Origin of the sequence: Sphingomonas sp. S2M10 (assembly GCF_012650175.1) — a bacterium.
Lineage (GTDB): Bacteria > Pseudomonadota > Alphaproteobacteria > Sphingomonadales > Sphingomonadaceae > Sphingomonas.
Map to the genome: position 1 here is coordinate 79,423 of NZ_JAAILI010000050.1, position 24,359 is coordinate 103,781.

Annotated in this window: 27 protein-coding genes and 1 pseudogene; 8 read left to right on the forward strand and 20 right to left on the reverse strand. The window is 68.4% G+C overall.

Translation table 11 applies throughout. The features are described from left to right. Positions 1–88: 88 nt before the first annotated feature. The 4 genes from S2M10_RS12190 to S2M10_RS12205 form a co-directional block, all read right to left on the reverse strand. Positions 89–982 carry an FAD:protein FMN transferase gene (locus S2M10_RS12190; protein ID WP_168846309.1) on the reverse strand — a complete coding sequence of 298 codons (894 nt, stop codon included), beginning with the start codon at positions 980–982 and terminating at the stop codon, positions 89–91. Positions 983–1,080: 98 nt separating this feature from the next. Beyond that, on the reverse strand, positions 1,081–1,974 hold the full coding sequence (locus tag S2M10_RS12195; protein WP_168846310.1) for a DUF4198 domain-containing protein: 894 nt from the start codon (positions 1,972–1,974) through the stop codon (positions 1,081–1,083). 16 nt (positions 1,975–1,990) lie between these two features. Continuing rightward, on the reverse strand, positions 1,991–2,515 hold the full coding sequence (locus S2M10_RS12200) for a DUF2271 domain-containing protein (protein WP_211091021.1): 525 nt from the start codon (positions 2,513–2,515) through the stop codon (positions 1,991–1,993). A 10-nt stretch (positions 2,516–2,525) separates the two neighbouring features. Continuing rightward, positions 2,526–3,170: a PepSY-associated TM helix domain-containing protein gene (locus S2M10_RS12205; protein WP_168846311.1), complete on the reverse strand. Its 645-nt coding sequence runs from the start codon at positions 3,168–3,170 to the stop codon at positions 2,526–2,528. A 197-nt stretch (positions 3,171–3,367) separates the two neighbouring features. Here S2M10_RS12205 and S2M10_RS12210 point away from each other — a divergent pair, with 197 nt between their 5' ends. Together S2M10_RS12210 and S2M10_RS12215 are read left to right on the forward strand one after the other, a co-directional pair. Beyond that, positions 3,368–4,267 carry a pirin family protein gene (locus S2M10_RS12210; RefSeq protein ID WP_168846312.1) on the forward strand — a complete coding sequence of 300 codons (900 nt, stop codon included), beginning with the start codon at positions 3,368–3,370 and terminating at the stop codon, positions 4,265–4,267. A gap of 101 nt (positions 4,268–4,368) precedes the next feature. Then, on the forward strand, positions 4,369–5,268 hold the full coding sequence (locus S2M10_RS12215; RefSeq protein WP_168846313.1) for an alpha/beta hydrolase: 900 nt from the start codon (positions 4,369–4,371) through the stop codon (positions 5,266–5,268). Positions 5,269–5,319: 51 nt separating this feature from the next. On the opposite strand, the gene S2M10_RS12220 is transcribed toward S2M10_RS12215, so the two are convergent. Both S2M10_RS12220 and S2M10_RS12225 read right to left on the reverse strand, forming a co-directional pair. After that, on the reverse strand, positions 5,320–8,124 hold the full coding sequence (locus S2M10_RS12220) for a TonB-dependent receptor (protein WP_348770590.1): 2,805 nt from the start codon (positions 8,122–8,124) through the stop codon (positions 5,320–5,322). 241 nt (positions 8,125–8,365) lie between these two features. Further along, the gene (locus S2M10_RS12225; protein ID WP_168846314.1) at positions 8,366–9,448 is read right to left on the reverse strand and encodes a DUF2332 family protein; all 1,083 of its coding nucleotides are present in this window, start codon (positions 9,446–9,448) and stop codon (positions 8,366–8,368) included. Between the two features lie 60 nt (positions 9,449–9,508). Between S2M10_RS12225 and hisG the strand changes: the two are divergent. The 4 genes and pseudogenes from hisG to thiL all read left to right on the forward strand — a co-directional run. Then, positions 9,509–10,153: pseudogene (gene hisG, locus S2M10_RS12230) on the forward strand (ATP phosphoribosyltransferase); the annotation flags it as partial. A 173-nt stretch (positions 10,154–10,326) separates the two neighbouring features. After that, on the forward strand, positions 10,327–11,613 hold the full coding sequence (gene hisD / locus S2M10_RS12235) for a histidinol dehydrogenase (RefSeq protein WP_168846315.1): 1,287 nt from the start codon (positions 10,327–10,329) through the stop codon (positions 11,611–11,613). A gap of 12 nt (positions 11,614–11,625) precedes the next feature. Then, positions 11,626–12,087 (forward strand): transcription antitermination factor NusB, encoded by a 462-nt coding sequence (gene nusB, locus S2M10_RS12240; protein WP_168846316.1) that lies wholly within the window; start codon positions 11,626–11,628, stop codon positions 12,085–12,087. A 28-nt stretch (positions 12,088–12,115) separates the two neighbouring features. Further along, entirely contained in the window at positions 12,116–13,018 is a 903-nt protein-coding gene (gene thiL / locus S2M10_RS12245) for a thiamine-phosphate kinase (RefSeq protein ID WP_168846317.1), read from the forward strand. Here the strand turns inward: thiL and ruvB are convergent. From ruvB to S2M10_RS12260, 3 genes are read right to left on the reverse strand one after another with little or no spacing between them, the layout of a single operon-like run. Beyond that, the gene (gene ruvB / locus S2M10_RS12250; protein ID WP_168846318.1) at positions 13,015–14,037 is read right to left on the reverse strand and encodes a Holliday junction branch migration DNA helicase RuvB; all 1,023 of its coding nucleotides are present in this window, start codon (positions 14,035–14,037) and stop codon (positions 13,015–13,017) included. The two genes, thiL and ruvB, sit on opposite strands and share 4 nt — an antisense overlap. Then, positions 14,034–14,288: a hypothetical protein gene (locus S2M10_RS12255; RefSeq protein ID WP_168846319.1), complete on the reverse strand. Its 255-nt coding sequence runs from the start codon at positions 14,286–14,288 to the stop codon at positions 14,034–14,036. The genes ruvB and S2M10_RS12255 overlap by 4 nt, the downstream gene beginning before the upstream one ends. Beyond that, positions 14,285–14,947, reverse strand: coding sequence for a hypothetical protein (locus S2M10_RS12260; protein ID WP_168846320.1), 663 nt, complete (start codon positions 14,945–14,947; stop codon positions 14,285–14,287). The genes S2M10_RS12255 and S2M10_RS12260 overlap by 4 nt, the downstream gene beginning before the upstream one ends. 74 nt (positions 14,948–15,021) lie before the next feature. Between S2M10_RS12260 and S2M10_RS12265 the strand changes: the two genes are divergently transcribed. Continuing rightward, positions 15,022–15,912: a 2-hydroxyacid dehydrogenase gene (locus S2M10_RS12265; protein ID WP_168846321.1), complete on the forward strand. Its 891-nt coding sequence runs from the start codon at positions 15,022–15,024 to the stop codon at positions 15,910–15,912. A 41-nt stretch (positions 15,913–15,953) separates the two neighbouring features. Here S2M10_RS12265 and ruvA read toward each other — a convergent pair whose 3' ends face one another. Beyond that, positions 15,954–16,550, reverse strand: a complete 597-nt coding sequence (gene ruvA / locus S2M10_RS12270; RefSeq protein WP_168846322.1) for a Holliday junction branch migration protein RuvA — start codon at positions 16,548–16,550, stop codon at positions 15,954–15,956. 165 nt (positions 16,551–16,715) lie between these two features. On the opposite strand from ruvA, the gene S2M10_RS12275 reads away from it, so the two are divergent. After that, positions 16,716–17,159: a hypothetical protein gene (locus tag S2M10_RS12275; protein WP_168846323.1), complete on the forward strand. Its 444-nt coding sequence runs from the start codon at positions 16,716–16,718 to the stop codon at positions 17,157–17,159. A gap of 3 nt (positions 17,160–17,162) precedes the next feature. On the opposite strand, the gene S2M10_RS12280 is transcribed toward S2M10_RS12275, so the two are convergent. From S2M10_RS12280 to S2M10_RS12325, 10 genes are all read right to left on the reverse strand, one after another. Then, positions 17,163–17,405 (reverse strand): hypothetical protein, encoded by a 243-nt coding sequence (locus S2M10_RS12280; RefSeq protein WP_168846324.1) that lies wholly within the window; start codon positions 17,403–17,405, stop codon positions 17,163–17,165. Then, complete coding sequence (locus S2M10_RS12285) at positions 17,402–17,620, reverse strand: toxin-antitoxin system HicB family antitoxin (protein WP_348770591.1); 219 nt, start codon at positions 17,618–17,620, stop codon at positions 17,402–17,404. Before S2M10_RS12285 ends, S2M10_RS12280 begins: the two co-directional genes overlap by 4 nt. Positions 17,621–17,629: 9 nt before the next feature. After that, positions 17,630–18,535 carry an SPFH domain-containing protein gene (locus tag S2M10_RS12290; RefSeq protein ID WP_168846325.1) on the reverse strand — a complete coding sequence of 302 codons (906 nt, stop codon included), beginning with the start codon at positions 18,533–18,535 and terminating at the stop codon, positions 17,630–17,632. A 130-nt stretch (positions 18,536–18,665) separates the two neighbouring features. Continuing rightward, positions 18,666–19,181, reverse strand: coding sequence for a peptidoglycan-associated lipoprotein Pal (pal, locus tag S2M10_RS12295; RefSeq protein WP_168846326.1), 516 nt, complete (start codon positions 19,179–19,181; stop codon positions 18,666–18,668). A gap of 65 nt (positions 19,182–19,246) precedes the next feature. Further along, positions 19,247–20,638, reverse strand: a complete 1,392-nt coding sequence (gene tolB, locus S2M10_RS12300; protein ID WP_211091023.1) for a Tol-Pal system beta propeller repeat protein TolB — start codon at positions 20,636–20,638, stop codon at positions 19,247–19,249. A 10-nt stretch (positions 20,639–20,648) separates the two neighbouring features. Beyond that, positions 20,649–21,542: a cell envelope biogenesis protein TolA gene (locus tag S2M10_RS12305; RefSeq protein ID WP_168846327.1), complete on the reverse strand. Its 894-nt coding sequence runs from the start codon at positions 21,540–21,542 to the stop codon at positions 20,649–20,651. 13 nt (positions 21,543–21,555) lie between these two features. Next, a complete protein-coding gene (gene tolR / locus S2M10_RS12310; RefSeq protein WP_168846328.1) occupies positions 21,556–21,996 on the reverse strand; it encodes a protein TolR in 441 nt (146 codons plus the stop codon). Between the two features lie 4 nt (positions 21,997–22,000). Beyond that, on the reverse strand, positions 22,001–22,687 hold the full coding sequence (tolQ, locus tag S2M10_RS12315; RefSeq protein ID WP_168846329.1) for a protein TolQ: 687 nt from the start codon (positions 22,685–22,687) through the stop codon (positions 22,001–22,003). Between the two features lie 6 nt (positions 22,688–22,693). Continuing rightward, a complete protein-coding gene (locus S2M10_RS12320) occupies positions 22,694–23,146 on the reverse strand; it encodes a YbgC/FadM family acyl-CoA thioesterase (protein WP_168846330.1) in 453 nt (150 codons plus the stop codon). Positions 23,147–23,358: 212 nt separating this feature from the next. Continuing rightward, entirely contained in the window at positions 23,359–24,123 is a 765-nt protein-coding gene (locus S2M10_RS12325; RefSeq protein WP_168846331.1) for an exonuclease domain-containing protein, read from the reverse strand. Positions 24,124–24,359 lie beyond the last annotated feature (236 nt).

Genomic DNA, 24,359 nt, shown 5'->3' on the forward strand with positions numbered 1-24,359 from the left:
CGCGGGGTGGATGGTCGAGGGGGAAGTCAGTCGACGCAGCGCCGGCGACGCCGGCGGAGCCGCCGAAACCGGCGGGGAACGCGGCTGCTCAGCCCAGCATCGCCTGCAGCGCGGGCGAGAGCTGTTCGTAAAAGGCGGCACCGTCCCGCGTCACCATATGCACGGCGAGGGAGTGCTGCTCGGCAAGGGCCATGCCCGCGGGCCCCAAAATGGTCAGCGCGGTGGCCCAGGCGTCGGCGAACATCGCCTCACGGTGCAGCACCGATACCGAGACCACCTGGTTGTCGATCGGCCAGCCGTTGCGCGGATCGATGCTGTGCGCATAGCGCCGTCCGCCGCGTTCGAAAAAGCGGCGATAGTCGCCCGATGTCGCAACCGACAGGCCGTGCAGCGCGACGCGAACGGGCGCCAGCGTGGTCTCCGGCACCGGCTCTAGCTCCACCCACCAGGGCTGGCCATCGGGCTTGATGCCCTCGCCGCGCAGCTCGCCGCCGATCTCGATCAGGAAGTCCTCGATGCCGAGAGCGACCAGGCGCTCGGCCACGGCATCGACGGCATAGCCCTTGGCGATGCCCGACAGATCGATCTGCACGGCCTCGCGCCGGCGGATGCGGGACTGGTCGCGGTCGAACTCCAAGTGCCGCGCGCCGGACATGATGAGCGCCTCGCCGATGGCATAGGTGCTCGGCACGTCGTGCCGCGCGCCGGCGGGGCCGAACCCCCAAAGGTCGGCCAGCACGCCCGCCGCGGGATCGAACGCGCCGCGGCTGGCGTCGTGTACCGCGAAGGCCGCGTCCAGCACCCGCGCCGCCTCCGGCGACAGCGGGTGCCAATAGCCGAGCATTCCCCGGTTGAAGCGACCGACGCGCGAGCCCGGCTCCCAGTGGCTGAACTCGGCGATGATGCGCATCAGCACGCCCTGGACGACTTCCCGAACATCTTCTGGCGGGTCCACCACCACCAGACGCCAGGTGGTGCCCATCGTCGCCCCCCCGAAGGTGGCAACGGGTGCAGCCGGTCGCCGCCGGTGGAACGCCGCCGGCGAAAGGCTTTCGGGAACTGCGATGCGAGCGTCGGCGATCAGGGTGCCAGTACCTCCAGCGTGGTCGTGTAGCTGACCCGGCGGCCGGAGGGAACGCCCCGCATGCCCTGCGGTGCGCCCGGCGCGGGAGCCGCCCCCGCACCCTGGCCCTGCTGCGGACGCGGGCCCTCGCCTTCGCCCTCGGGCCGCGGCGCGTTCGGCGTGACGTTGATCCAGTACATGCCCGCTTCCGGCCACTGGATCGTCACCTTGCCTGCCGCATCGGTGCGCAGATCCATCTGCTTCTGCGCGGCGCGATAGCGGCCGTTGCCGAGGATCGCCGTGACGTACAGGCCCGTCGCCGGCTTGCCGTCCATCAGGAACTGGAAGGTGGCGGGCTCATTCGCGACGAGGTCGTTGGGGTGCGTCACCGGCACCAGTTCGATGCCCTGGCCGGTCGGCTTGAACACGGTGGTGGTCGGCGCGCCCTGCGTGACGAAAATCTCGTTGCGGGCCAGCGTCTCGCTGGTCTGCACGTCGGTGGCCCCTGCCGGGATGACACTGGCCAGCTGCGCCTTGGTGGTGCCGCGCGGGATCATCTTGGTCTCGCCGTTCAGCGAGTAGCGGCCGAACACGCCCTGGTTCACCACCGCGATGCGATAGGTACCCTGCTGGGTGAGGTGCACGTCGAAGGTCGCGCGGAACTGGCCGATATTGTGATGCTCGGCCTTGCCTTCGGTGCCGTCGGGCTGGGTGATCACGGGCACCACGCCCAGCGGACGATGGTCGAAGTAGAACAGCTCGTTCGACACCGCGGCGTCGATCGTCACCCAGTTGTTGCTGCCGGAAACGATGGTCGACGACGGCAGCAGCCACATACGGTGGGCGATCGCGGCGGGCGCGGCGAGCGCGGTGACGGCGGCGAGCGCGAGCAGCGGCTTGCGGAACTTCATGATGTATATCCCCCGATTATCGCTTGAGCGTGAACGAGACGGCGCCGAGTTCGCTGGCGCCCTTGCCGGCTGCGGTGGCGCTGCTGCCGTTCCAGGCGAAGGGCAGGCGGACGACCTCGCGGCCGCCCACCTCGCGCGCGGCTTCCACCACCAGCGTGTACTGGCCCGGCGTCAGCGCGGGCATGCCGCCCCTGCCGGCGACGAGACGCTGCTTCTGCACGCCGGGCGCGCGAGTCGCGCCGCTCACGCCGTCCGCCGGGAAGCTCATCGTGCGGCCGGAGGCGCGCCACCACTGGCGCAGGTCGTGCAGCCATTTGGTGCCCTCGCCGCCGCGCTTGTCGACATCGTACCAGACCGAGAGCGTGCGGGGCGCCTGCCCCTCCTTCTCCAGCCACACCGCCACATAGGGCTTGTGATATTCGGCGACGCGGATGCGCGGCAGCTCGATCGACAGGTCCATGGTCTGCGCCGCCGCCGCGTTCGGCAGCAGCGCGCCGGCGCCGAGCGCGGCAGTGGTGAATGCGGTCAGGCGAAATTGCATGAAGCCCCCTTTAGTGAATCAGGAACAGCGCGATCAGCGCGGGAAGGACGAGCCCGGCGGCGACCAGCGGCCAAGTGCTCTTGCGATGCTTGGAATGCATCCACAGCAGCACGAGGCCGGTCAGCGTGAACACCAGGCAGGCGAAGGCGAAGACGTCGATGAACCATTTCCACGCGGTGCCGGCGTTGCGACCTTTGTGGAGATCATTGAGATAGGCGATCCAGCCGCGCGAGCTTACCTCGCTCGTCACCTTGCCGGTTTCCCGCTCGATCGCGATCCAGCCGTCGCCCCCGGGGCGCGGCTTGGCCAGATAGATCTCGTCGGCGGACCATTCGGCGACGCCGTCTGCCGGCATCTTGAGGGCGTCGCGCAGCCAGGCGGCGACCGGCGCGGGCAGCGGCTGCTTGGCATCCGGCCTGTCGTCGGGCCTGACCAGCGGTAGCAGCGCGGCCGGCAGCTGGGCCGCTCGGTCCACCGTCTGGGGCGCGCCCTCGATATCGGCGGCGTGATTGAGCGTGAAGCCGGTGATCGCGAACAGCAGCAACCCGATCAGGCTCACCGCCGAACTCATCCAGTGCCAGGTGTGCAGCTGCTTGAGCCAGAAGCTCTTGCGGCTGCGCTTGCGCGGGGCAGCGGTCGGGGACGGGGCGTGCATTGGGTAGGGAACAATCTCAGCTGGAGTCGATGTGCCGCGATAACGCGAACGATTCGCAATTACAACGTTCGAGTTGTAACAGTCTGTACCGCCGCTTTCCGCCCGGAAACGCGTCTTTGATGATCCTATCCGCTGGTTGGGCTGGGCGCGCCCTCTGCAACCCGCTATCCCCGCAGCAGCAGTTACGGAGACGAACGATGCGCGACGACCTGGTGATCCAGACGATCGAGCCGACCACGCACGACCTGGGCGGCTTCAAGGTGCATCGCACCCTCCCCTCGCGGCCGCGCACCATGGTGGGGCCGTTCATCTTCTTCGACCAGATGGGCCCTGCGATTCTCGATGTCGGCACCGGCATCGACGTGCGCCCGCACCCGCACATCAACCTTGCCACCGTTACCTATCTGTTCGCCGGCGCGATCGACCATCGCGATTCGCTCGGCACCTTCGCCACCATCGAGCCGGGCGCGGTCAATCTGATGACCGCCGGCCACGGCATCGTCCATTCCGAACGCTCGCCCTCGGCCGAGCGCGAGAAGGGCCCCGAGCTTTCCGGCATCCAGACCTGGCTTGCGCTTCCCGAGGCGCTGGAAGAGATGGACCCCGCCTTCGAGCATGTCGCCGCTGCCGATCTCCCGATCGTGGAGGCGCATGGCGCCCGCGCCAGGGTGATCATGGGGGACCTTTGGGGCGCTTCGGCACCGACCACCACCTATGCCCAGACCATCTATGGCGACATTGTCCTGGATGGCGGCGCGAACATTCCGATCGACGCGGTGGCGGACGAGCGCGCGCTCTATGTCGCGATGGGCGATGCCAGTCTCGATGGCATGCCGCTGCTGCCGATGACGCTGTACTTGCTGCGCCCCGGCATCCGCGCGACGCTGCGTTCCGAACGCGGTGCGCGCGTGATGTTGTGCGGCGGCGAGGCCTTCACCACGCCGCGCCACGTATGGTGGAACTTCGTCAGTTCCGACCGCGAGCGGATCAACCAGGCAAAGGAAGACTGGAAGGCCGGCGCCTTTCCCAAGGTGCCCGATGACGACAAGGAATTCATCCCGATTCCCGAGGTCCCGAAGACGGTCAGTTACCCCTAGTTTTCCTTGGCTTGCGGCTTTTGCCCAACCGGCGCATCTAGGATCGGGGCAGAAGCCGGGCGGCGCGGAGGCGGCGTTGTTTGGCGGACAGGGAGAGCCGCGTGACCGCAATTCGACAGACGACCCTACCCCTGGCGACGGGGGTTACCCTTAATGTCGCCCTGGCGGGGAATCCCGCCCATCCCCCGATCATCCTGCTGCACGGCTTTCCCGAATCGCATCGCACCTGGCGGCATCAGATTCCGGCGCTGGCCGAACGCTATTTCGTCATCGCCCCGGATCAGCGCGGCTATGCCGGCTCTTCCAAGCCCGACGGGGTGGAGGCATACGCCGCGGACAAGATTGCCGCAGACCTGTTCGCGCTGGCGGATGCGCTGGACATCGACCGCTTCACGCTGGTGGGGCATGACTGGGGCGGCGCGATCGCCTGGATGGCCGCGCTGCGCGAACCCAAGCGCGTCGTCCGGCTGGCCATTCTCAATGCACCGCATCCGCAGGTCTTCCAGCGCAAGCTGTTCGACGATGCGGGTCAGCGCCGCGCCAGCCAATATATGCGCTTCTTTCGCGAGACCGAGCTTGACCGCGCGCCGGACAAGACGGGCCTCGAGCAGTTCCTGCTGTCGCTGTTCGGCGAGCATCTGCAGGTGACGGTGACTCCGGAGGAGAAGGCGATCTACCTCAATCAGTGGAGCCAGCCGGGTGCGCTGACCGCGATGCTCAACTGGTATCGCGCCACCCAGATCGTGGTGCCGGCCGTCGACGAGGACCCGCCGCGCCCCGGCTGGATCGACGGGCCCTTCCCGCTCCAGCCCCAGCCGACGCTGGTCATCTGGGGCATGCGCGATCGCGGGCTGCTACCCTGCCTGCTGGACGGGCTGGAAACGCTGATCCCCGATTACACGCTGGCGCCGATCCGCGACGCAGGCCATTTCGTCCCCTGGGAGCAGCCTGACGAAGTGACCGCCACCCTGCTGGAGTGGCTGGAGAAACGACCGGTGTGAAAGGGCGCCCGGCCAGGCCGGGCGCAGCGGACAGCGCCGGAGGCCTGCCGATCAGAAGCGGAAGCGCACGCCCGCGCTGTAATAGCGCCCCTCGTAGCGCGTATCGATCGGATAATATTGCGTTTCGTTGAAGTAGCGATAGTTGCTGAACGGCTGCGCGAGGATGTTGTTGACCTCGGCCGTCAACGTGATGTTCTCGATCGGGGTGAACGAACCCGAGAAATCAAGCCGCGAGATCGGCCGCACCATCTGGCCGGTATATTGCTGGTCGTTCGAGTTGCGGCTGTAGAAATCGACATAGGAGCTGCGATAATTGTACGACAGACGCAGCGAAACCCGGTCGCGCTCATAGAACCCGCTGAGATTGTACGCCCATTTCGAAAGGCCGGTCAGCGAAACCATCGGCTGCGCGGCCCCGAGCGCCCTGGGCAGCTGGTTCTTCGCATCGACATAGGTGAGGTTCGCCTGTGCGCCGAAACCGCTCAGCCAGCCCGGCAGGAAGTCGAAGAAGCTCTGTGCGGATAGCTCGAAGCCCTTGATCTTGCCGGTGCCGGCATTTTCCGGACGGCTGATCTGGATCAGGCCATAGACCGGATCGTTGACGTCGCGGGTATAGTTGCTGATGAACCCGTCGAGATCGCGGTAGAAGACCGCGCCGCTCACCGCGCCGTTGCGGCCGAAATAATATTCGACGGTCGCATCATAATTCTTCGACGTCAGCGGCTTCAGATCCGGATTGCCGCCCGACCCGAAAAAAGCGTAGCGCGCATTGTTACCGCCCGAGCTGGTATCGGTGTTGCGGTTGAGGCTGAACGCGGGGTTGAGCTGCCCGAAACCTGGCCGGGTTCGGGTCATAGTGAAACCCAACCGGGCCTGCAGCCCCTGCGCAAGCTTGGCGCGCAGGCCAAAGCTCGGCAGCACATCGACATAGTTCTGCCGATTGGTGTCGGTCACCGCCGAGACGCTGCCGTCGAGCGCCGTCACGCGCGACGTGCCGACATAGCGTCCGTCGGTGTTGACGATCCGCACGCCGACCGTGCCGTCGATCGGAATGCCCACATCGAGGGCATAGCCGGCCGAGGCATAGGCGGCATAGCTCGATTCCTTGGCATAGAAGCCCCCATAGGGATCCATCGGGATCGCCTTCGTGCTGAACTGCTGCAGCGCGTCCTTGTAGCCTTGATCGTTCGGATTGGCCGCGACGATCCTCTGCAGCGATTCATAGGAGAGCTGGCGCAGCGCATCGGCATTGCTCTGGATCGAGTCGTAGGACGGCATCAGCCAGTTGCGGAACGGCGGACCGTCGCCGCGGAAACCGTCCTGCACCTGCTCAAGGCTGCCGGTCGGCAGGCTGGTGAACGGAATGCCCAGCGTTGCCGTATAGGCGTAGCGGCTGCCCTGGCGGCGCTTGGCGTCGCGATCGGTCGCGCGCAGGCCGAACTTGATGTTCGGCAGCCAGTCGATCTCGGTATCCAGCGCGATGTCGCCGCGCCACTGGATGCCGGCGCCGCTGACATAATATTCGCGCTCGTAATAGCCCCGCCAGGCATAGTTGGCGGGGTTGGTCATGTCGTAGCCGCCGAGATCGAACCAGGACGACTTTTCCTTCTCGAAGATCACATTGACCGGCGGAGCCGATACGGTCTGCGAGTCGAGGCTGCGCTCGTTGGCGCCATATTCCGAGAAGGTATAGGCAAAGTCGCTGGAGATCACAGCCGGGCCGGTATTCCAGATAAATCCGGCGGCCGCCTGATAGGTGTTGGTGAAGTCGCGGCTGGTCGAGCGGAACATTTCCGCCGGATAGCCGCCGGTCTTGCTGACGCTGACCAGCTTGTTCGGCTCGCCGTCGACACGAACGATGTTGGACAGGGTGGGCGGCACTTCCACCCCGTCGGCATTCCGCGGCGCGGCACGGAGCAGCGAGACGTCGAAGCTCTCGGTCGACCCCTGGTTGCGGAACGCCTGCCACAGCCCGTCGGCATAGATTTCGAGATTGTGCGCCGGCTTCCACTGGAGCGAGCCGTTCACCGAGGGTCGCTCGCGCAGCCCGCGCGGATAATATAGGCCGACGCTGTACGGCAACCGGAAGTCCGCCGCTTCGCCGGCGGGCAGCGTCGCCCTGCTGTTCGCCACCGGATCGACGCCGCCATTGGTATAGCGGATCGCGTTGTTGTAGTAGAAGCGATTATAGGCGACGTTGATCAGCGCGCCCATCTCGCCGATCGGCGTGTTCCAGCGATCGCTGATCAGCAGGTTGCCGTTGGGGTTCGTCTTCTTCGACTGGTCGTTGTACGAGGCGCGGATCGCGCCGGCGATCTCCAGCCCCTTGAAATCGAACGGGCGGCGCGAGCGGACGTTGACCAGCCCGGCAAGACCGGGCTCGACCAGATCGGCGGTTGCGGACTTGTACACCTCGAGCGCGGCCAGCGCGCCGGCCGGGAAGTCCTGCACCTGCACGGTACGGTTCTCGGCGGTGAAGATCTCGCGTCCGTTGAAGGTGCTGCCGGCATCGGGCAGGCCGCGGATCAACACACCCGATGCCTCATCGGCATAACGGCTGACCTGCACACCCGGCAGGCGCGCAAGGCTCTCCGCCGCGTTATTGTCTGGCAACTTTCCGATGTCTTCGGCGACGATCGCGTCCAGAATGGAGTCGGAGTTGCGCTTGAACTCACGCGCCGAGGCAAGGCTCGCGCGGATGCCGGTGACCAGAATCTCTTCCTCGGTCTCAGTGCTTTGCGCACTCGCGGCCTGCGCTGCGTCATCGGGCGGAACGTCGATCTGCGCCCAGGCTGGCGTGGCACCGGCAAGCGCGATCAGGGCAACGCCCTGCGATAAATGCATTTTGCGAGTCACTTGGTCCTCCCCAATATGACGTCCGCCGGGCCGGGTTTTTCCCGATCGCCAAAACGGACACAGACTGCCGCGCCCAACGCGGTGTCGATCTTTTAAGTCTGACAAAAAGGTAAGACTGTCAATGATGCGTGGATGAAATTTGGCCGGCATGGATGAAAGACGGCCAGCCAACCAGTCGTGGCAGCGGCAGCAGCGGCGACGCCGTCGGGCAGTCCGGTGGAAGCGAGGGTCTGCGGGGCCGTCAGGCCGTGCGCATCACATAGGGCGTGGTGGCATAGGGCGGCGCGAGCCCCTCCACCCATGCGCCATGCGCATGGCTGCGGGCGACCAGTTCCATCGGCGTGTCGCCCGGCCAGCCGCGCACGCGCACCTCGTGCGCGGCAAGGTCGCGGTTGGGCTCCATCATCACCCAGCCCAGCGGCCGATCGGGCGTGGCGGCGGAGCCGGCCGCCTCCATCAGGGCGGTGATGCGCGCCTGCGCCTCGGGGCGGAGATATTGCCAGACGACCGAATGTACGAGCACCCGGGTGACGCCGGACGGCTGCGGCTCGGCGAGACTTGTCCCGAGCCAGTCGGCCGCGTCGCCGCGCGCCAACTGCACGGGCGCCGCACGAAGCATGGCGATGGCCGTTACCAGCCGCGCCTGCCGCTCCACCGCCTCGGCCCAGACATAGGCCTGGAGCCGATCGGCATCGCGATCGTCGGTCAGATCGAGCGGTGCGATATCGACGCCGCGCGTGGACACGATCTCCACCGGCGCGGCGGGCGGCGGGCTTCCCCGCCATTCCGGCCGCAGCGTGAGCGGCGACTCGGTCGGGCCCACGGCCACCCCGCCCAGATCGAATCGATAGCGCCCGATCATCAGGTTCAGCCCCGCGCTCGCGCCGATCTCGAGCAGCTCGAAGCGGGGGCCGTGGCGCTCGGCCAAATGCAGCAGCCCGGTCATCAGCCCCGCGGAGCGCGCCGCCTCGTTGGTCTGGGGCGGGCCGTAGAGCCACGGCATCAGCGGCAGGTCATAGGCGCACAGCACCGCGTCCAGCGCCGCGCCCATCCGGCCAAGGTCGGTCTCCTCCCCGGTGAAGATGCGCCGCAGCTCGGGCACGCCGCGGCGGTGCAGCGCGTGCAGCCCGCCGACCAGCCGCAGCACCAGCGCATCGGCCACTGGTTCGCCCGGCCAGTCGAGCACGCGCCGGCCGGTCTCGCTCGCGCGGGTGATGCCCTGCCCCAGCGCGATACAGATGCGCGCGGTGATCGGCGCCTCCATCGCCGTGCAATATCCGGCCTGGACGGCAAAACTCTTGCGATTTTCGGCTTCGGTCGCCATGCGCTTCCCCTTTGGCGCGTGTTGCGCCCATGGCGCCCCCCAAGTAAAGCCCCCGAACCCATGACCGAGCCGTTGATCCTTGCCGTGCCGAAAGGCCGGATTCTCGAAGAGGCGCTGCCCTTGCTGGCGGCGGTCGGCATCGTGCCCGAAGCGGCCTTTTCCGACAAGAACTCGCGCGCGCTGCGTTTCGCCACCAACAATCCCGCGATCGACCTGATCCGGGTTCGCGCCTTCGACGTGGCGACCTTCGTCGCGCACGGCGCCGCGCATCTGGGCATCGTCGGATCGGACGTGCTGGCCGAGTTCGACTATTCGGAGCTCTACGCGCCGGTCGACCTGGGCATCGGCCATTGCCGTATTTCGGTGGCCGAGCCGGTGGCGCTCGCCGAACAGGACGATCCGCGCGGCTGGAGCCATGTCCGCGTCGCGACCAAATATCCGCACATCACCCGCGCCCATTTCGAGGCACGCGGGGTGCAGGCCGAGTGCGTCAAGCTCAACGGCGCGATGGAACTGGCGCCGGTGCTGGGCCTGGCGCCGCGTATCGTCGACCTCGTCTCCTCGGGCCGCACGCTCCAGGAAAACGGACTCGTCGAAGTGGAAGTCATCGCCGAGGTGACCAGCCGCCTGATCGTCAACCGCGCCGCGTTCAAGACGCGCGCGAGCGACGTCGTGCCGCTGGTGGATGGCTTTCGAAAGGCGATTCAAAGCCCCTCCCCTTCAGGAGTGTCAGGTGAACCGCGCCCCGCGCGGTTCAGGTCAGCCTGGGAGGCTGACCGACCTGACACTGGGTTGGGGGTGGGGCCTGATCTGGGAGCGAGTCCGGCGCTGGGGGCGAAATCCCCCACCCCAACCCCTCCCCTGAAGGGGAGGGGCTTATGATCCGCCTGAATTCCACCGATGCCGGTTTCGCCGACGCCTTCACCGCGCTGGTCAACGCGCGCCGCGAGGCCGACGACGATGTCGCGCGCAACGTCACCCACATCATCAAGCGCGTCCGCGACGAAGGCGATGTCGCGCTGCGCGACCTCACCCGGCTGTTCGACAAGCATGATCTGGACCGCTCGGGCTGGACGATCGACCGCGCCGACTGCCTCGCCGCCTTTGAGGGGCTGCCTCCCGAGCTGCGCGACGCGCTGGAACTCGCCGCCGAGCGCATCGCGGTCTATCATTCGAAGCAGCGCCCCGAGGATCGCGACGAAACCGACGCGCAGGGCATCCGCCTCGGCGCGCGCTGGACCCCGGTCGACGCGGCGGGCGTGTACGTCCCCGGTGGCCGTGCCGCCTATCCCAGCTCCGTGCTGATGAACGCCATTCCCGCCAAGGCGGCGGGTGTGCGCCGGCTCGTGATGGTCACGCCGACGCCGAATGGCGAGGTCAACCCGCTGGTCCTCGCCGCCGCGCATGTCGCGGGCGTGGACGAACTGTACCGCGTCGGCGGGGCGCAGGCGGTGGCCGCCCTTGCTTATGGCACCGACACGATCGCGCCGGTCGATGTCGTCACCGGCCCGGGCAACGCCTGGGTGGCCGAGGCCAAGCGCCAGCTCTACGGCGTGGTCGGCATCGACATGGTCGCGGGTCCGTCCGAGATCGTGGTGGTGGCGGACGGCCAGAACGATCCCGAATGGATCGCCGCCGACCTGCTCAGCCAAGCCGAACACGACCCCACCAGCCAGTCGATCCTGTTCACCGACGACGCTGCCTTTGCCGACAGGGTCGCCGCGGCGGTCGACGCGCAGATCGCTACCCTGTCGACCGGCGCCACCGCGCGCACCAGCTGGGACGCCAACGGCGCGATCATCCTGGTGCCCGACCTGCCCACCGCGATGCCGCTGGTCGATCGCTTGGCGCCCGAGCATCTCGAACTCGCCTGCGACGATGCCGAGGCGCTGTTCGACATGGTCCGCCACGCGGGCTCGGTGTTCCTCGGCCGCTATACGCCCGAAGCCGTCGGCGATTATGTCGCCGGCCCCAACCACGTGCTGCCCACCGGGCGGCGCGCGCGCTTCGCATCGGGCCTGTCCGTGCTCGATTTCATGAAGCGCACCTCGTTCCTGAGCCTGGATCCGTCCGGGCTCGCCGCGATCGGCCCCGCCGCGGTCGCGCTCGCAGACGCCGAAGGCCTGCCCGCGCACGCAAGGTCGGTCGCGATCCGTTTGAAGTGATAGAGTAAGAACATGGCCAGTCCGCAAGCAAAGTCCCGTTCCAAGGCTCGCGCCGCCGCGCGCCTCGGCGCCGTTCAGGCGCTCTACCAGCGCGAGATGGAGGGCACCTCGATCCCCGCGCTGCTGCACGAATTCCACCAGCACCGGCTCGGCGCGATCATCGAGGACGTCGAATATGCCGAGGCGGACATCGCCTTTTTCGACGACATCGTCAGCGGGGCCGATGCCCGCCGCGAGGAGATCGACGGCATCATCGCGGGCAAGCTGACCACCGGCTGGTCGCTGGAGCGGCTCGACAAGCCGATGCGCCAGATCCTGCGCGCCGGCACCTATGAGTTGCTCGCCCGCGCCGACGTGCCGACCGCGGCGGTGATCAGCGAATATCTCGACGTGACCGACGCCTTCTACGATCGCCGCGAAAAGGGGTTCGTGAACGGCATCCTCGACGCGATCGCCAAGGAAGCACGCGCCTGATGCGCGCCCCTGCCCCGTGCCGGGCGGGATGAACGAAGCCGCGTTCCTCGCCTATCTGCGCCACCTGCCGCTCCATGCCGGCGCGCGGGGCCTGCGCGACGATACCGCCGTGCTCGGCGATCTCGTCGTCACGCACGACGTGCTGGTGGAAGGCATCCACTACCTGCCGGACGACCCGGCGGAGGACGTCGCCTGGAAGCTGCTCGCGGTGAACCTGTCCGACCTCGCCGCCAAGGGCGCGGTGCCGGAAGGGGTGCTGCTCGGCTATCCGCTCGCGGGCGACGACGCATGGGACGGCGCGTTTCTGGCGGGCCTGGAGGCGGCGCTGACGGCGTTCGCCTGCCCGCTGATCGGCGGCGATACGGTGACGGCGCCGGCGGGCGCCCCGCGCACGCTGTCGCTCACCGCACTCGGCCGCTCCGCCCACGCCCCCGCCCGGAGCGGCGCGCAGCCGGGCGACCTGCTCTACGTGACCGGCACCATCGGCGACGGTGGCGCGGGGCTGGCAGTGGCGCTGGCAGGCGAAGGCCCGGCAACGCTGCTCGCCCGCTATCGTCGACCGACCCCGCGACTGGAAGAGGGGCAGGCGCTCGCCTCGGGCGTGCATGCGATGATGGACGTGTCCGACGGGCTGCTGATCGACGCAGCGCGGATGGCCGATGCCAGCGGGCTGGCGGTGACGATCGATCTCGCCGCCGTGCCGCTTTCGGCGGATTATCGAGCGGTGCGCGGAGGCGATCGCGAGGCGCGCCTCGCCGCCGCGACCGCGGGCGACGATTACGAGCTGCTGTTCGCCGCGCCGTCGGGGTTGCCGCTGCCGCTGGCAGCGACCTGCCTCGGCGCGTTCAGCGCGGGCACAGGCCTGACGCTCCACGATGCCGGCACGGCGCTGGCGCTCCCCAGCCGGCTGGGCTTCGAACACGGCGCCTAGTCGAACAGCCCGTCCTGCGATCCGGCGGGCGGGTTGAGCCCGAGATGCTTCCAGCCCGGCCCGTTCAGGCACCGCCCGCGGGCGGTGCGGGCAATCAGGCCGAGCTGGATCAGATAGGGCTCGATCACTTCCTCGACGGTGTCGCGCGGTTCGCTGAGGCCGGCGGCGAGCGTCTCCACTCCCACCGGACCGCCGCGATAGACGTCGGCGATCATCATCAGATAGCGCCGGTCCATCGCATCGAGGCCCAGCCCGTCGACCTCCAGCCGATTGAGCGCGGCATCGGCGACCTTGGCATGGACCACCGCCTCGCCGAACACGTTGGCGAAGTCGCGCACACGGCGCAGCAGCCGCCCGGCGATGCGCGGCGTGCCCCGCGAGCGGCGGGCGACTTCGCGCGCGCCATCGGCGGCGATCTGCAGGCCCAGCAGCCCGGCGGCACGCGTCACCACCCGTTCCAGCTCGTCCACCGTGTAGAATTGCAGCCGCACCGGAATGCCGAAACGGTCGCGCAGCGGCGTGGTCAGCAGCCCCTGCCGTGTCGTCGCGCCGACCAGCGTGAAGCGCGGCAGCTCGATCCGCACGCTGCGCGCAGACGGCCCCTCGCCGATCATCAGATCGAGCGCGCGGTCCTCCATTGCCGGGTAGAGCACCTCTTCCACCGCCGGATTGAGCCGGTGGATCTCGTCGATGAACAGCACGTCGCCGTCCTCGAGATTGGTGAGCAGCGCGGCCAGATCGCCCGACTTGACGATCACCGGCCCCGACGTCGAGCGGAACCCCACCCCCATCTCGCGCGCGATGATCTGGGCGAGCGTGGTCTTGCCCAGCCCCGGTGGCCCGAAGAACAGCACATGGTCCAGCGCGTCGCCACGCGCCCTGGCGGCATCAATGAACACGCGGAGATTCTCGCGCGCCGCCTTCTGCCCGACAAACTCGTCGAGCGACTTGGGGCGGAGCGCGGCATCAACGTCTTCGGCGCGTCGGCCTGCGGTGAGGAGGCGATCAGGTTCGGTCATGCGGTCCAGATGGTTTGATAGCCCGTAGGGCCGAGTTGGTCGATCACGTCGAACCGCGCGCGGAGATAGGCAAGTACCGGCTCCGGCACCGCGCCCGGCCGCATCACGGCGACACGATGGTGCGTGTCGAGATACGCGCGGGCGATCACGTCGTCGCCGAAATCATAGACGAGATAATGATAGTCCTGCTCGATCTGCCCGTCTGCATCGGTGATCCGGTCGCGCAGATGAAGGATGACGGGTTCGGTCACCGGGCTTCGTCCCACCCGCGCAGCCAGGCGAGAAAGGGGTCGGTGTTGGTCTCGTCGCCCATGTCCGACACCCTGCCCAGCAGGTCCGACGCCCGCCGCGGCACCGCTACCGCAAACCTTGCGGTCACCCACTCCCGCAGGGCAGCGCTGCGATCCCAGGGCGCATCCTCCAGATACTCGTTCTCGGCATCGATCTCCGCCGGCGTCCGGTCGAACTGGTCCGGCCAGCACAGCTCCTCATAGCCGATCGCGAGCAGCCGCAGGAAATCGATCGGGTCCGAGGCGAGAACGCCCAGCATCGTCGATCCCGATCCCGATCCGAGATGGACGATATGCGGCGCGCCGGCGTCGTCGCGCCACAGCGCGGCATAGGAACCGTCGCCGCCGGTGCGGAAAAAGGTCGCCAGCCGATCGCGCTCCGCCTTTGGGGCATGCGGCAGCCATGCCTCGGCAAAGCCGGGATCCACGGGCGTAGTGTACATGCAGCCCGCCTCGCTGCGCGTATCGATCCGGGCATAGCTGCCGCCCGAGCGAAACGCCCGCACGAGCCCGTTCGACGCCTGCCATGCGAAGAAGTCCGCCAGGGGAGCGGGCACCGCAAGGCCGGACGGGAAGGATTCGGCCATGCGCTGGACGAAATCGGTATGGGGTGGGTTCATCGCTTCGTCCTCCGATCATCCCGCACGCGCGCCGGGGGCTGGCCAGCCGCGCGCATCGGGCGCATCAGGATGCCATGGTCGATCTCTATCTCGCCGCCGCCGTCTCGGACGATCTCCGCGCCGAACTCGCCGCCCGCTTTACGCTGCACGAGGGCGCGCCGCCCGCGACGACCCGCGCGATCGTCGGCGGCGGGCAGATGCGGCTCGACGCGGCGATGCTGGATCGGCTGCCCGCGCTGGAAATCGTCGCGGTCAACGGCGTCGGCCATGACGGGCTGGACCTCGCCGCGCTGCGCGCCCGCGGCGTCCGCGTGTCGACCACGCCCGACGTGCTGACCGAGGATGTCGCCGATCTCGCCGTCGGGCTGATGCTGGCGGTGCAGCGCCGGATCGCCGCCAACGATGCACTGGTGCGCGGTGGCGGATGGAAGGCGCCGCTCGGCCGGCGCGCGAGCGGGCGCCGCATCGGCATCTTCGGGCTGGGCCGTATCGGCACCGCGATCGCCGCGCGCGCAGCACCCTTTGCCGGCGAACTGTTCTACACCGCCCGCAGTGCCAAGCCGGTGGCGTGGCGCCACCTGCCCGATATCGCCGCGCTGGCCGAGGCGAGCGACGTGCTGATCCTCGCGGCGCCGGGCGGGGCCGCGACCGAGAAGATCGTCGATGCCGGGGTGCTCGCCAGGCTCGGGCCGGAGGGCGTGCTGGTCAATGTCGCGCGCGGCAGCCTGGTCGACGAGGCCGCGCTGATCGCGGCGCTGGAGACGGGCACGATCGCAGGCGCCGGCCTGGACGTGTTCGCCGAGGAGCCGCAGGTGCCCGAGGCGCTCCGGTCGATGGCGCAGGTGGTGCTCGCCCCCCATCAGGGCAGCGCCACGATCGAGACGCGCGCGGCGATGGCGGCGCTGGTGCTGGCCAATCTCGATGCGCATTTCGCCGGGGAGTCGCTGCCGACGCCGTTGCTGTAAAAAGAACCGCCCCGACACGGGAGGGTGTTGCGGCAAAGCCTTCACTTCGCTGCCTTGCGCAGCGCGAGCCGGACCAGCGCATCGAGCGTCGCCGCGGGCCCCAGCTCGTCGCTGGCGGCATTCACCGCCGCGCTCGCCTCGGCGGGCCGGAAGCCCAGGTTGAGCATCGCCGACACCGCATCCGCCGCCGCGCCACCGCTGGGTGCCGCCGCCGCCCCCGCGCCGCCCAGCGCGAGGCCGCCGGCCTTGTCCTTCAGCTCGTTGACGATGCGCTGGGCGAGCTTCGGGCCGACGCCGTTCGCCCGCGCGATCGTTGCCGCATCGGCGCGGGCGACCGCGGTGCGCAGTTCCTCGGGCGCCAGGATTGAGAGGATCGCCAGCGCGACCTTGGCGCCGACGCCCTGCACGCTGGTCAACAGCTTGAACCAGTCGCGCTCGTCGGCGGTGGCGAAGCCCATCAGCCGGATCGAATCCTCGCTGACCAGCATCTCGGTATGGATCGTGACCTGCTCGCCTACCGCCCCCAGCTTGCCCAGCGTCTTGGCCGAGGCGCCGACCAGATAGCCGACCCCGTTCACGTCGATCACCGCATGATCGGCGCCGCTGGCGGCGAGCGCGCCGCGAAGATGCGCGATCATCGGCGAGGCTCCCAGAGAAGGGGGAGCGGCGGCAGGAACGAGACGAAGCGCAGCATGGCGGGTACATAAGCGGAACAGCAGGTCGGAGGAAGCAATTTTCGGCGCAACCGTCTGGCAATGCCGCCACCGATCCCCAACTCACCGCGAACAACGGGGGACTTCACGATGATCCAGGGGGCGCTGCTGCTGTTCTGGTTCGCCCTGCTGGTGGCGGACGGTACCCCCATCGGCCGGACGCTGCGACGGGTGTTGGTCGAGGCCCCTGCGCGCTGGTGCAATCGCTGGTCGCGCGGCGAGGTGGTGCTCGTCCTCGGCTTTGTGGCCGCCGCCGCCGCGATCGTCTGGGTCATGGAGACCGAAGGCGCGGTGGTCTTCGGGATGATGGCCCCCGAAGCGATCGCCTGGGCGAGCATGTTCGAGATCGGCACGCTGGTCGACATCGCGATCACGACGGTGACGGTGTTCACGGCCCTGCGGGTGAAGGGGCTGCGCCATTGGGTGGCGGCGCGCTTCAGCCGCCGCCTGCCCCGCGCGCGGCGGACGCGCCGGACCGCGCGGCCCACTGCGAACGACGATGCCGAAGGACCCGCCTTCGCGCTCGCGGCCTAGCCCTCAGGATCGCCAGCGCCACTCGCCGTCGGTCTTCGTCCAGCTGATCCAGACCAGTGCCAGCGTCAGCGGCGCCAGCAGCGCCAGGAACAGCGGGTGCCTCGGCATCGCCAGGCGCAGGATCAGCCCCGTGAGCAGGACGAACAGCGTCACGACGAGCCAGCCCTGCCACGTCACCGGCGTTGCGCCATAGCCCGGCCGCTTGGGCTTGAACCAGAAGCCCGGCCGAATGCGATCGTCGGTCATTCCTCGTCTCCTTCCACCTGCTTGGGCGGACGGCCGCGCTTGGGCCGCACCGGGTCCGCCAGCTTCACCCCCCGCCGCGCCAGCGCCTCGCGCAGCAGGCATTCCACCTGCGCGTTGACGCTGCGCAGGTCGGTCGCCGCGCTCCGCTCGATCGCGGCGTAGAGCGCCGGATCGAGGCGGAGCGGGAACGCTTTCTTGTGGGGAGGCACGCTCACAACACGACCTTACTGATAGAGCGAACCAGCATTCACCACCGGCTGGGTGTCACGCTCGCCGCACAGGACCACCATCAGGTCGGAGACCATCGCTGCGCGCCGCTCGTCGTCGAGCTCGACGACATTCTTGGCCGAAAGCTGGTCCAGGGCCATTTCGACCATGCCGACCGCGCCTTCCACCAGCGCCTTGCGCGCCGCGACCACCGCCTGCGCCTGCTGGCGCCGCAGCATCGCGCCGGCGATCTCCTGCGCATAGGCGAGGTGGGTGAAGCCGCATTCGTCGACGGTGATCCCCGCCACCGCCAACCGCGCGATCAGCTCGGCACGCAGCTCGCCGCCGACCTGGTCGTGGTTGCCGCGCAGGGTGACCTCCTGATGCTCGAAATCGTCATAGGGGTAGCGCGAGCCGATGGTGCGCACCGCCGCCTCGATCTGGACGTTCACGAAGGCCTTGTAGTCGTCGACGTCGAACAGCGCCTGGGCGGTGTCGGTCACCCGCCACACGACCTGCGCGGCCATCTCGATCGGGTTGCCGCGCAGATCGTTCACCTTGATCTTGTCCGAGATCATGTTGTTGGCGCGGACGGAGACCTTGGTCTTGATCAGCCAGGGCCAGGACCAGCGCAGGCCGGTGGTGCGATCGGTGCCGCGATAATCGCCGAACAGCAGGATCGCCGCCGCCTGGTTGGGCTGGAGCAGGTAGAAGCCGCACAGCACGAACAGGAAGACGAGCGACGCGAGCAGGAGCCAGACGACCACCATCCAGTCCGGCAGCCGATCGATCTGCGTGAAGGCCAGTCCGCCCAAGACTGGCGCCGCCACCGCCACCAACAACATGCCGTAGCCGCTCGCCGTGTGCGCCACCGCCTCGGTGCTCTGGCGCAAAGCCGGTGCGGTGCTCCGTACGTCCGTCATCTTTCCCTCCTGGATTATGATATCATATTTATATCGAATCAGAAGACCGGACAAGCGGATTCGGCACGCGCGAAAAAGGCCGCCGGAGGCTTCGCCCCGGCGGCCTTGCTTTTCAGCGCTGAAGCAGTCCTCAGTTCAGGACGAGCGTCACCGCGCGGCGGTTCTGCGCCCAGCTGGCCTCGTCCGAGCCGGTCGCGATCGGGCGTTCCTTGCCGTAGCTGATCGTGGTGATGCGATCCGCGGAAACGCCCTGCGCGGCGAGATAGTTCTTCGCGGCATTGGCGCGGCGATCGCCCAGCGCGAGGTTGTATTCGCGCGTGCCGCGCTCGTCGCAATGCCCTTCCAGCGTGATGCGGACATTCGGGTGCGCGACCAGCCACTTCGCCTGGCTGTCGAGGATCGTGCGCGATTCCTGATCGACGTCATACTGGTCGAGGCCGAAATGGATCGTGTCGCTCGTCACTTCGCGGCGGAACTGCTCGGAGAGCGGGGTGGTCTGCGTCGTCTCGCCATTGCCATAGGGCTGAGCCGGTGCGACCGGGGTTTCGGTCGGCGCGGGCGGCAATTCCTTGGGCGGCTTCTTCGAGCAGGCCGCGGTGGCGATGAGTGCCACGCCGAGCATCAGGCTGGGGACGAGCTTGGTCATGAAATCCTCCTTTTACGGGTGTCGCGCATGCCGCGCATTCGTTACGCTGGAGTTTCTACTCGGTGTCAGGGACGCACGGCGCCCCAATTTGGATCCGATCCATCGAGCGGAGTCGGCACTTTTCGGGTCGCGCGGCCGGTGAGATCCACCGTCCACAGGTCCGGGCGGCCCGATCCCTGCGCCGATCGGAAGAAGATGATCACCCGGCCGTTGGGCGCCCAGCTCGGGCCTTCGTCGCCCCAGCTGTTGGTGAGCAGCTGCTCGCCGCCGCCCGAGGGGTTCATCACACCGATGCGGAACGCGCCGCCGCCCATGCGGGTGAAGGCGATCTGGTCGCCGCGCGGGCTCCACGCCGGCGCCGCATAGCGTCCGCCGCCGAAGCTGATGCGGTGCTGGTTGGAGCCGTCCGCATTCATCACATAGAGCTGCTGCGTGCCGCCGCGATCGCTTTCGAACACGATCTTGGAGCCATCGGGCGAATAGGTGCCGCCGGTATCGATTCCCGGCGAGTTGGTCAGCCGCTGCGGCGTACCGCCGCTTGCCGGTACGCGGTACAGGTCGGTATTGCTGCCCACCGCCATCGAGAACAGCACCCAGCGCGCATCGGGCGACCAGTGCGGCGCGAAGTTGAGCGCCACGTTGGAGACAAGCGTCCGATCCTGGCGCGACGCGAGATCATAGACATGGATCGAGGGGCGATCGCGTTCGAAGCTCATGTACAGGATCGCGTTGAGCCTGGGGCTCAGGCGCGGGGTCAGCACGATCGACTGGCCGTTGGTGAGGAAGCGGTGGTTGGCACCGTCCTGGTCCATGATCGCCAGCTGCTTGCGACGGCGGTTCTTGGGGCCGCTCTCGGCGATATAGACGACCTGCGTGTCGAAATAGGGGCCCTCGCCGGTGAGCCGCGAATAGATCGCGTCGGCGCATTTATGGCCCGCGCGGCGCCAGTCGCCCGGCGACACCACGAAGCCCTGGCGGATCAGCTCGACCTTTGACGATACGTCGTAGAGATAGCAGCCGACCGTCAGCGTGCCGTTCGAATTGGCGCGGACATAGCCCTGCACCAGCGACTGCGCGCCGGTGCCGCCCCAATAGTCATAGGCGGGCGCGGTCACTTCCGGGAAGGCGACGGTGCGCAGCTGCGCCGGCGGAACAGGGGTGAACAGCCCGGAGCCGCGCAGATCGTTGGTGATCACATCGGCCAGCTTCTGCCCCAGCACGTCGGTGGAGCCCGCAGGCGTGTCGACCACGGCAGACGTCGGCATCGCGGGAATCGCGATCGGCATCGGCGCGGAGATGCCGCCGACGATGTCGATCACCGGCTGGGCGCCCGCCTGCTGGCCGGCCTGGGCCTGAGCCTCGGCCTGGGGGCTGTTGGCGATCGGCGGCGGCGTGGTCTGCGCATGGGCCGCGCTCGTTAGGCACACGGTCGCAAGGGCCGCAAATTTGAACTTCATCGCTTCATCCTCATCCAGGCAGCTTGTAGCTGAACGCCAGGCTCTTCCAGCCGCTCGGCACGGCGTAGAGATTGGCGGGCAGCCCACGGATCGGCGTGCAGCCCTTGAAGGTGGCGATCGCCAGATCCTTCACCCGCTCCACATACCGACCATTGGTCGCATCGTTCCCCTGTACGCCGGTAATATCCGGATCGCCCGCCAGCGAGCCGTCGGGCTTGAAGTTCACCCGCAGCAGCACGCGGATGCGCTCGGCGCCGGGTCCGGGGGTGACCTGGCGGTTGGCGCAGGGCTGGATCTGCCGCGCGATTACCCCGCGGAAGCTCGCCACGTCCTCGGCCGAGGCCTTGCTGCCGGGGTTCTGGAGCGACGTGCTGGCGGTCTTGTTGTTCGAGCGACCCAGATCGAGCCCGGCCAGATTGCCGGTGGGCTTGACCGGGCGGCGCGCGCTGCCGGTCGCGGCGCTCTGCGCGGGCGCGGTGCTCGGCTTTTGCGGCTGCGGCTTGGCGGCGGGAGAGGGCTTGCTCGGCTTGGCCGGCGCGGGCTTCTCGGCCGGCTTGGGCTTGGGCTGCGGCGGGGCCGGCTTGGGCTGCGGCTGCGGTTCCGGCGCGGGTTTGGGCGGGGCCGGCTGCGGCTTGGGGAGCGGCTGCGGCTCGGGCGCGGGCGCAGGCGCTGCCTCGGGCTCCACCGGCGCCTCGACCGGCGACTTCTTCGCGGCCAGCTCTTCCTGGCTCGGCACCGGCGCGCTGCTTTCCAGCCCCACCTTGTCGGCGAGCGAGATGTCGATCGGAATCGCCTTGGCGGGCTCCTGCGGCGGCGTCTTCGCGAAGCTGAGCGCCAGCGCGGCGAACACCGCGGCATGCGCCACGATGGAAACGCCGAGCCCTAATCGCTCGCTACGGTCCATGGTCTCGCTCACCTCAGCGCTGGTCGCTCGGTTCGGTGAGCAGCGACACCTTGTTGAGCCCGGCCTGGTTGAGCTCGCCCATAACCCGCATCACCTTGCCATAGCCGAGCGCAGTATCGCCGCGCAGATAGATGGCGGCGGGCTTGCCATCGGGGCCCTTCCTGGCGGCGATCGCTGCCAGCTTCGCCGGCAGCTCGGCATCGCTCACCGCGTCGGTGTCGATAAACACCTGGCCCTTGTCGTCGATCGAGATCTGGACGGGCTTCTGCTCCTGGTCGAGCGCCTTGGCGCGGCTTTCGGGCAGGTTCACCTGCACGCCGGCGGTGAGCAGCGGCGCGGTGACCATGAAGATGATCAGCAGCACCAGCATCACGTCGACCAGCGGGGTGACGTTGATCTCGGCCATCGGCGTGCGGCGGCCGCGGCCCTTGCCGGAGGGGAGGTGCATGGCCATCGGCTCAGCCCTCCATCTCCAGGCGGCGGCTGAGCGTCGCGTGGAAGCCGTCGGCGAAGCGGTTCAGCCGCGCCTCGACGCGGTTCACGGCGTGGCTGTAGCGGTTGTACGCGATCACCGCCGGGATGGCGGCGAACAGGCCGATCGCGGTGGCGAACAGCGCCTCGGCGATGCCCGGCGCGACGACGGCGAGCGACGAGCTCTGCGCCGCGGCGATGCCGGTGAAGCTGCGCATGATGCCCCAGACGGTGCCGAACAGGCCGACGAAGGGTGCGACCGAGCCCACCGTGGCGAGGAAGTTCAGGCGGTCCGAAAGCCGGTCGATCTCCATCGCGACCGTCGCGCCCATCGCGGTGGCGAGGCGCTCGCGGGTGCCTTCGCGGTCGATCGTCTTGCCAGCGGTCGAGCGGCGCCATTCGCTCACCCCTGCGGCGAACACGCGCGCGATCGGCTGGTCGCGGCCGGCGGCGCGGCGGTGGAATTCGTCGAAGTCATCGGCCTCGCGATATTCGGTCTCGAAGCGCTGCATTTCCTTGCGCAGCCCGCTGACCTTCAGCGCGAAGCCGACGATGATCGTCCAGGTCCACAGGCTGGCGAGCAGCAGGCCGATCATGACCAGCTTCACGACGATGTCGGCCTGGAGGAACAGATGGATCGGCGACAGGACGGCACCGGTTGTGACGGACGGCATGGGCGCTTAACTTTCCTTCCACACGAGCGGTTCGAACGCCGCCAGCCACTCGGCCGGCTGCCGACGCGGGCGACCGCCGGGGGCGACGAACGCCACCTCCACGGTTGCCTCGGCGACTATGGTTTCGTCCCGCATGACTCGTTGCTGAATAATGACGACGGCGGCGCGCAATCGGGTCAGTCTGCTGACAACCACCAGCGTGTCGCCGAGTTTCGCGGGCGCACGGTAGCGGATGTCGAGCCCGGCGACCGCATAGGCCCCGCCGCCCGCCTCGAACACGCCGCGCTGGTCGATGCCTGCGACGTCGAGCATGTCCGACCGAGCACGTTCCAGGTAGCGCAGGTAATTGGCATGGTAGACGACGCCGGTAAGATCGGTGTCCTCGAAATAGACGCGCAGCGCGAAGCGGTGCTCGCGGCCGTCGAACCGGCCGGCAGGGGCTTGGTCGCTGCTGGTCATCATCCGGCCTCCTAGCGGAGGGGATGCCCTAGCGGAACCCCAAAGGGGGAAGCTTTCGGGGGTGGACGGGTGTTGGTGGTCGCTGGCGCTTCAAGCCCCTCCCCTTCAGGGGAGGGGTTGGGGTGGGGCAGTGTCTCACCGAGACCAACCAGCGTTCTGGAATCCCTCCACCCCCAAACCCCTCCTCCAAGGAGGAGGAGGTTAAGATTAGGTCAAAACAGCAGCCGCTGCGTCGAACTCCCGCGCCCCACCGGCGCACCGCCTCGCCGGCGCGCGAGTTCCGTCTCCGCCGTGAACCGCACATCCTCGTCGCGATCGGTGAGGAAGCCTTCCAGCGAATCCTCGGAGATCTCGCTCCATTCCTTGCCACGATCGGGGCCGTAGCGGACCCGCGGCAAGAGCCCCGGCTGGCTCGACCACTCGATCAGCTGCGCCACGCTCGCCTCGTTGAGCATGTCGCGCAGATGGTGCGCGGTGACATAGGCGTCGGGAAAGGCGCGGTGCGCCGGCAGGCCGCGCTCGTGCTCCATCCCCTCGGGACGACGCCAGTAGCGCAGCATCTGGTTGGAGAAGCCGGGGCTGTCCGGCCACAGCCGCAGCGCGCATTTCCAGGTGCAGATCCAGTCCGCGCCGCGGGTGAGCGCGGGCGTGCAGAATTGCTCCTCGAAGGTAGCGCGGTGCGCGGCGAGCGCGATTCGGCGCGGCCAGGGGTCGAGGATCGGCCGCGCGACATCGTGCCAATAGGGCGCGTCGGCGACGTCCTCGTCGCGGATATGGTGGATCGCCATGGTCAGCGGCGGGATGCCGCGACCGGGATTGACGAGGCGGTTGCCCCCCTCGCCCTGCAGTTCCCAGCGGCCGTCGGGCCCGAGCGCCACGTCCTGCCAGCCGATCTCGCACACGGCGTGAACGGGCGGCTTGTCGCCGGTGGTCTCTAGGTCGATGACGCGAATGATCGAGGGGGGTGGCGATGCCATGGCCGCGATGTGGGGGTTTTTAGGGGGAAATGCCAGCCGAAAGCGTGGGGAGAAGGAGCACGGCCGTGCCCGCGGCTATCGCTCCTCCCCTTTGACGGGGGATGATAGCGTAGCTTGGCGCTTCAGCGCCTAGCGCAGCTTGGAGAGGGTGAGCGGCGCGAAGCGCCGCGCGATTTGCGTTCCGCAAATCGCCCCCTCTCCCTCCCACCGCCTGTCGGCGGCGGGCCCCTCCCTCC